Here is a 7,218-nt window from a genome sequence, read left to right as displayed (position 1 = left end):
GGGTTCGGGACGCGGCATGAGGACCTCGGGGCCGACCTGCGGGCCTGGCTCCGGGAGTTCACCGCCGGGCTCTGAGCCGGGCCGGCGACGCGCGGGCCGCGGCCGGGACGAACTCGGCGACGTCGCCACCGAGTCCATGGACCTCCTTGATGAGCGAGGAGGACACGTGGGTGTACCGGGCGTCGGCCGGGAGGTAGACCGTCTCGACCCCGGTGAGGTGGCGGTTCATCGCGGCCATCGGGGCCTCGAACTCGAGGTCGGCACCGCCGCGCAGTCCCTTGACGATCGCGTCCGCACCGATCTGCCGGCAGAACTCGGCCAGCAGGCCCGGGCCCATGGGCCGGACCGCGACGCCGGCGAGGGACGACACCGTCGCCTCGATCATGGCGATGCGCTCGTCCACGCTGAAGCGGTACGTCTTGGCCGGGTTGGAGGACACGGCGACCACCACCTCCTCGAAGAGGTTCGCGGCTCGCGCGATCACCTCGACGTGCCCCTTGTGGAGGGGATCGAACGAACCAGGGCAGACGGCACGACGCATGGGTGCCAGCCTAGCGGGGGCCGCGCCGGGCGGCGACGGACGCCCGTCCGGTCCGGCCCCGGCGCGTCGCGGTCCTGCCGGGCGCGGCGTGCGCCGCCGTGTGCGGTCCGCGGCGATGGGTACAGTGCGGCCATGGACGGAACCCAGCCCACCCCCGGGGCAGCACCGCACGACGTCGACGTGGACGCGCCGTGGCGTCGCACGGCGGCGGCCGCGGGCCTGCTCGGTGACGCCGGCCCCGTGCCCACCGTGTTCGAGACGATGACGGGCCTCGCCGTCGAGCACGGGGCCGTGAACCTCGGCCAGGGCTTCCCCGACGCCGACGGCCCCAACGCGCTGCTGCGGCTGGCGGCCGACGCCGTGCTGGCGGGCCCCAACCAGTACGCCCCCGGCACGGGCGACCCCGCGCTGCGGCGGGCCGTTGCAGAGCACCGCCGGCGCCACTGGGGCGTGACGGAGGACCCCGCCACGCAGGTCATGATCACCACGGGTGCCACCGAGGGCATCGCCGCGACGGTCCTGGCGTTCGTGCGCCCGGGCGACGAGGTCGTCACGGTCGAGCCGTTCTACGACTCGCACGCCGCCACGATCGCCCTGGCCGGCGGCCGGCACGTGAGCGTGCCGGTGGAGGCGCCGGACTTCCTGCCGGACCCGGCACGGGTGGCCGCGGCGATGACCGACCGCACGCGCCTGCTCATCGTGAACACGCCGCACAACCCCACGGGCGCGGTCTATCCGCGGGAGCTGCTCGAGGAGCTCGTGGCCCTGTGCCGGTCCCGGGGCGTGCTGATCCTCTCGGATGAGGTCTACGACCACCTCGTCTACGAGGGCGAGCACGTCAGCCTGCGCTCGGTCGCGGGCGCCGAGGACATCGCCCTGACGGTCTCCAGCGCGGGCAAGGCGTTCGCGGTCACCGGCTGGAAGGTCGGCTGGCTGACCGGCCCGGCCGAGCTCGTCGGGGCCGCGCGCTCCGTCAAGCAGTTCCTCACCTACTCCTCCGGCCCCGCCTTCCAGCGCGCGCTGGGTGCCTATCTGCCCACCGACGACGCCGAACGGCACCTCGCCGGCCAGCGCGAGCGGTACCGCGACGCCCGGGATCGGCTCGTGGCGGGCCTGCGGGAGGCGGGCCTGGACCCGGTCGTCCCGGCGGCGGGCTACTTCGTCGTCGTGGACCTGGCCCCGTGGGGTGTGACGGACGCGGCCGAGGCCGCGGTGCAGTGGACGCGTGAGGCCGGCGTCACCGGCATCCCCGTGGGCGCGCTCTGCCGCCCGGACGGGGGCCACCTGCGGTCGTGGCTGCGGCTGGCGTTCTGCAAGTCCCCGGATGCGATCGACGAGGCGATGCGCCGCCTGGCCGAGGCGGCCCCGCGGCTGCGCGCGGCCTGACCCCCGACGCTTTCGTTGACGAAACGGCGGCCCTGGAGCACTTTCGTTCGGGAAACGGCGGACCCCGGAGCATTTTCGTTCGGGAAACGGCGGTCCCCGGAGCATTTTCGTTCGGGAAACGGCGGCCCTCGGAGCATTTTCGTTCGGGAAACGGCGGCCGCCGTGCTCGCGGTTCGGTACTGAGCCCAGTCCGTTCCGCCCTCCCGTCTCCCCAGTGAAAACGGGCCGAGACGCCGCCGTTTCCCGAACGAAAACGGGCCGAGACGCCGCCGTTTCCCGAACGAAAGCGGGTGGGCGGGGTCAGCGCTCGTCCTGCCAGAGGTACAGGGCGGTCTCGCCGTAGACGCGCACCTCGACCTCCTCGAGGCCGCGCGGCCGGCGCGGCGCCGCGTCCCGGGCCGCCCGCTCGAGCACGAGCAGCCCGCCCGGGGCGAGCCGCCCGGCCGCCGCCTCCACCACCGCCTCGAGCGGCGGGCCAGCGACCGGGTACGGCGGGTCGGCCAGGATCAGGTCCACGGGCGCGGTGTCCGCCGCGAGCGCCTGCTCCACGCTCCCGGCGCGCACGCGCACGACGTCGGCCCCGCGCGCCCGGTTGACCAGCGCGGCATTCGCGCGGCACGCGGTCACGGCCTTCCGGTCCCGCTCGACCAGCAGCACCGATGCCGCTCCGCGGCTGGCGGCCTCGCACCCCAGGGCGCCGGAGCCGGCGTAGAGGTCGAGCACGGCCGTCCCGTCCAGCCAGTCGCGGGCCTCGAGCCAGGAGAACAGGGCCTCCTTGGTGCGATCCGTGGTGGGGCGCGTGCCGGTGCCGGGGACGGCGGTCAGGGGCCGCCCGGCGGCCGCGCCGGCGATGATGCGGGACATGGCTCAGCCCTTCTCGAGGTAGTCGGCGGCGGTGAGGTGCTCGGCCTCCCAGCGGGCCACCTCGGCGGCGAGCGCCGGGTGGGCGGAGAGCCCCGGGCCGGCCGCCATGACCTGCGCGACGGCGTCGGCGGCCACGGCGATCAGCGGGGCGTCGGCGATGACGTCCACGTGGTGCAGCCCCGAGGCCAGCCCGGACTGGGCGGCGCCGAGCACGTCGCCGACACCGCGCTGGGCGAGGTCCTCCTGCGCGATGCGCATGCCGTCCTGCTCCTGGGCCAGGACCTCGAGCCGGCGCAGCGACGGGTGCCCGTCCGGCAGGCGCGTGGCCAGCAGGCAGACCGCCGCCCCGGGCCCGCGGCCCACGCGGCCGCGCAGCTGGTGCAGGGTGGACAGGCCGAAGTCGTCGGCGTCGAGGATCGCCATGACCGTCGCGTTGGGCACGTCCACGCCCACCTCGATGACGGTGGTCGCCACGAGCACGTCCGTCTCCCCGCGCGCGAAGGCCTGCATCGCCGCGTCCTGCTCGGCCTGGTCCATGCGCCCGTGCACGGCGTCGATCCGCAGCCCCGCCAGCGCCGGGAGACCCCGCAGCCGGGGTGTCATCTCCTCCACGTTGGCGTGGCCCGGGTCGGCGTCGTCGGGGTCGATGCGCGGGCACACCACGAACGCCTGGTGGCCGGCCGCCACGTGCTCGGCGATCAGCTCCCACACCCGGCCGATCACGCGCGGGCCGTGGGCCATCCGCGCCACGTGCGTGGTGACCGGCTGACGCCCGGACGGCAGCCCCTCGAGCACCGACAGGTCCAGGTCGCCGAACACCGTCATCGCCACGGAGCGCGGGATGGGCGTGGCGGACATGACGAGCAGGTGCGTGCCGGGGTTGGCCCGCCGCAGGGCCTCGCGCTGGTCCACGCCGAAGCGGTGCTGCTCGTCGACGACGGCCAGGGCCAGCTCGGCGAAGCCCACCTTCTCGGAGAGCAGCGCGTGCGTCCCCACGGCGATCCCGGCCTCACCGGAGGCCAGGGCCAGCAGCGCCTCGCGGCGCGCGGCGGTCTTGAGCGAGCCGGTGACCAGCGCGACCCTCGTGGCCGGGCCGTCGCCGGCCCCGAGGGTGCCGGCCTCGGCGAGCGGGCCCATCAGGCGCAGCAGGGCACGGTGGTGCTGCGCGGCGAGCACCTCGGTGGGCGCCACCAGGGCGGCCTGGCCGCCGGCGTCCACGACCTGCAGCATCGCCCGCAGGGCCACGAGCGTCTTGCCCGCGCCCACGTCCCCCTGCAGCAGCCGGCTCATCGGGGCGTCCCGGGCCAGCTCGGCGGACAGCTGCTCCCCCACCGCCACCTGGCCGGGAGTCAGCGCGAACGGCAGGCGGGCGTCCAGGGCCTCGAGCAGGCCCCCGGGCCGCGGCGGGCGGGGCACGGCGGGCACCGCCCGCTCCCGGTCCCGGCGCCAGGCGAGCGCGGCCTGGACGAGCAGCGCCTCACGCAGGGCGAGCGCGGTCCGCGCCGGGCCGGTGGCGGCGACGTCGTGCGGGGCGTGCAGGTCCCGGTACGCCTGGGCGGTGCCCGGCAGCGGCGCGTCCAGGTCGAGCGCCGCGGCGGCCTCCGCGCGGATCCGCTCGGTGAGCAGCTCGGGGATCCGTCCCAGGTCGACGGTCTCGAGCACCCGGGCGACGGCGGAGCGGACCGTCCACGACGGCAGCTTCCCCGTGGCCCGGTAGAGCGGGACCGGTCGCACGTCCACCTCCCCCGGGGCGACGTCGTCGTCCAGGAGGGCGAAGTCCGGGTTGTTCAGCGTGATCCGGCCGCGATACTCGGTCGTGCGGCCCTGGAACATGGCGGTCATCCCGGGGGCGAGGCGGCGGCGGGCGTCGTGGCCGTTGAAGAAGGCCATGGACAGGCTCGCCCCCGGCACGCCCGCCACGGACGGGTCCGCGACGGTGACGTCCACGATGAAACCGGGCCGGCTGTGCATGCGCCGCGTGGTCACCGACTCCACGACGGCGACGACGGTCACCTCGGCGTCGTGCGGCAGCGCGGCGATGGGGGTGAGCTCGCCGCGCTCGATCCAGCGGCGCGGCACGTGGTCCAGCAGGTCCCCGACCGTGGTCAGCCCGAGCTCCTTCTCGAGGCGGGCGGGCAGCTTCCCGCCCAGCACCTCGGACAGGGGCAGGTCGGTGACGGGGGCCTCAGCGGCCATGGCACCCGTCCGGTGCGGCGTCGTCGCCGTGCGACGGCCCGGCCAGGTCGGTGACGGTCAGGCCCTCGACGTCGCCGGCGGCCCGCAGGGGGCCGATCGCGTCCTCGGCGCGGGGCACGTGCACGTGGACCCGCCACGGTACCCGGCCCTGCGCGTCACGGGCGGTCCCGAGGGGGGCCAGGATCACGGCGTCCCCCACGTCGGCCAGCCGTCGGCGCAGCTCGGCCGCGGCGAGCGGGGTGAGCGTCAGGGTGCCCATCACCTCGACGGCCCCCTCGATCGGCGCCTCCGCCTCGGCGGCGGGTTCGCCCTCCGCGGCGTGGGCGCCCTCGACGTAGCCGGGGAGCGCGGTGGCCAACTCCTCGTCCACGGGCGTGCCCGTCACGACGGAGCGCAGCGCCTCGAACACCCAGAGCAGCCCGACGGCACCGGCGTCCACGACGTGCGCCCGGGTCAGCGGGGCGAGCAACGACTCGGTCTCCTCCACGGCCTGCACGCAGTCGGCCAGCATGACGGTCACGGCCGGGCCGAGCCGCACGGCCGGGTCCGCGTCCCCGGCCACCGCGGGGGTGTCGGGGGCCTGGGTGGACGAGCGCGCGAGGCTGCGGGCGGCCGCGGAGAGCACCGTGAGGATCGTCCCCTCGCGCGGATCCGACAGGGCCTGCCGGGCGGCCCGGTCGGCGGCTCCGAACGCCGCCGCCAGGGCGAACGCGTCGACGCGCTCCCGGCCGCGCAGGGGCTCGGCCATCCCCGCCAGGCTGACCGCCAGCAGCATGCCCGAGTTGCCCCGGGCCGAGTCCAGCGCGGCCGCGCCCGCGTGCGCGAGCACGGCGCCGACGTCGTCCTGTGCGGGGCAGGCGTCAGCCGCGGTGCGGGCCGCCGTCAGCGTGGCGAGCATGTTCGTGCCCGTGTCCGCGTCCGGGACCGGGAAGAGGTTCAGGGCGTCGAGTCGCGGCGCGGCCCGGCCCACGAGCTCCTCCGCGAGCGCGAGCCAGTGCCGTACCAGTGACGGCCGGGACGGCGTGCTCACTGCGCGACGGCCTCCCCCAGGGTGCCGGTGCGGATGCCCTCGCCCAGGCGGGCGATCGCCGCCCAGTCCGGCCACACGACGTCCTCGCCGGTGTCCGTGTACCCCACGCCCACGGACGGCACCGTGCTGGTCACGATCGGGGCGTCGCGCGCGTCGCGCAGGGACCACGCCAGGTTCGCGAGGGTGCTCGAGTCGAGCTCGTCGTCGAGGGTCAGGAAGGGGGCGAACTCCTCGACGGCGGCCTGCACGCGGCTCGGGTCCGAGAGGGTGTCGCGGGAGAGGAACGCGGCCACGATGGCCTTGACCAGGCGCTGCTGGTTCTCCACGCGGTCGAAGTCGCTGCGCGGCAGGTTGTACCGCTCCCGCGCGTAGGCCAGGGCCTTGTCCCCGTCCATCTGCACGGTGCCCGCGGGGAAGTCGATGCCGCCGGTCGAGACGAAGGCGCTGGGGTTGTCCACGCTGACGCCGCCCAGGGCGTCCACGAGGCCCTTGAAGCCGGCGAGGTCCACGGCGATCACGTGGTCCACGCGTGCCTGGAACATGTTCTCCGCGGTGGCCACCGTCAGCGGGATGCCGCCGTACTGGTAGGCGGCGTTGACCTTGTGGTCCCCGTGCCCCGGGATCGGCACCCACATGTCGCGCATGATGGACATGACCTGGATCTCGCTGCGGTCCCCGGGCACGTGGACCCACATGAGGGTGTCCGACCGGCCGGCGGAGTCACGGCCCTCCGCGCCCGCGTCCTCGCCGACGAGCAGCACGTCGAGGGCCTGCTCGTCCGCCTTCTCGTCCGCGTCCGGGGCGACGGGGCCCTGGGCGCCCTCGGCGGCCTGGTCCGCGTCCATGCCGGGCGGCGGCGCGGTGGGCTGCTGGGCGGACGCCCCCGCGGCACCCGGGCGGCCCGACTCGGCGGGGAACGCGCCGCCGTCGAAGCGCTGGGTGTCCTGGTCGATGATCCGGGCGATCCCGCCGACGTACACCGCCGCCGCGATGCCCACGGCCAGCAGCGCCACGAGCACCACCGCCAGGGCGATCAGCCACGGGCGGCGACGACGACGGCGCCGCCCGACGGCGACGTCCTCCTGCGGGGGGCGGGGGCGGGGGTCCGCGGTGCTGCTCACGTGGGCTCCTGAGGCGGGGACGGGAACGGTCCCGCCCATGCTAGGGCACGGGCCCCCGCGGGTCCCGGCGCCGCACGTAT

General features: G+C 76.0%; 6 protein-coding genes. 1 reads left to right on the top strand and 5 read right to left on the bottom strand.

Features of this window, described 5'->3' with window-relative positions; genetic code table 11:
• Positions 1-58: 58 nt before the first annotated feature.
• Positions 59-541 (bottom strand): pantetheine-phosphate adenylyltransferase, encoded by a 483-nt coding sequence (gene coaD, locus J1M41_RS01320; RefSeq protein ID WP_206450982.1) that lies wholly within the window; start codon positions 539-541, stop codon positions 59-61.
• Positions 542-673: 132 nt separating this feature from the next.
• On the opposite strand from coaD, the gene J1M41_RS01315 reads away from it, so the two are divergent.
• Positions 674-1,927, top strand: coding sequence for an aminotransferase class I/II-fold pyridoxal phosphate-dependent enzyme (locus J1M41_RS01315; RefSeq protein ID WP_206450981.1), 1,254 nt, complete (start codon positions 674-676; stop codon positions 1,925-1,927).
• Positions 1,928-2,227: 300 nt separating this feature from the next.
• On the opposite strand, the gene rsmD is transcribed toward J1M41_RS01315, so the two are convergent.
• From rsmD to J1M41_RS01295, 4 genes are read right to left on the bottom strand one after another with little or no spacing between them, the layout of a single operon-like run.
• Positions 2,228-2,791 (bottom strand): 16S rRNA (guanine(966)-N(2))-methyltransferase RsmD, encoded by a 564-nt coding sequence (rsmD, locus tag J1M41_RS01310; protein WP_098093094.1) that lies wholly within the window; start codon positions 2,789-2,791, stop codon positions 2,228-2,230.
• Positions 2,792-2,794: 3 nt separating this feature from the next.
• Positions 2,795-4,987 (bottom strand): ATP-dependent DNA helicase RecG, encoded by a 2,193-nt coding sequence (locus tag J1M41_RS01305; protein ID WP_206450980.1) that lies wholly within the window; start codon positions 4,985-4,987, stop codon positions 2,795-2,797.
• A complete protein-coding gene (locus tag J1M41_RS01300) occupies positions 4,977-6,017 on the bottom strand; it encodes a DAK2 domain-containing protein (protein WP_206450979.1) in 1,041 nt (346 codons plus the stop codon). The genes J1M41_RS01305 and J1M41_RS01300 overlap by 11 nt, the downstream gene beginning before the upstream one ends.
• Positions 6,014-7,138 (bottom strand): LCP family protein, encoded by a 1,125-nt coding sequence (locus J1M41_RS01295; RefSeq protein ID WP_095347298.1) that lies wholly within the window; start codon positions 7,136-7,138, stop codon positions 6,014-6,016. The genes J1M41_RS01300 and J1M41_RS01295 overlap by 4 nt, the downstream gene beginning before the upstream one ends.
• Positions 7,139-7,218: the final 80 nt, after the last annotated feature.

It is taken from the genome of Micrococcus sp. KRD096, assembly GCF_017168495.1.
GTDB classification, from domain to species: Bacteria; Actinomycetota; Actinomycetes; order Actinomycetales; family Micrococcaceae; genus Micrococcus; species Micrococcus luteus.
Note: the sequence above shows the minus strand (reverse complement) of the source record. Positions and strands in the feature narration are given on the sequence as shown.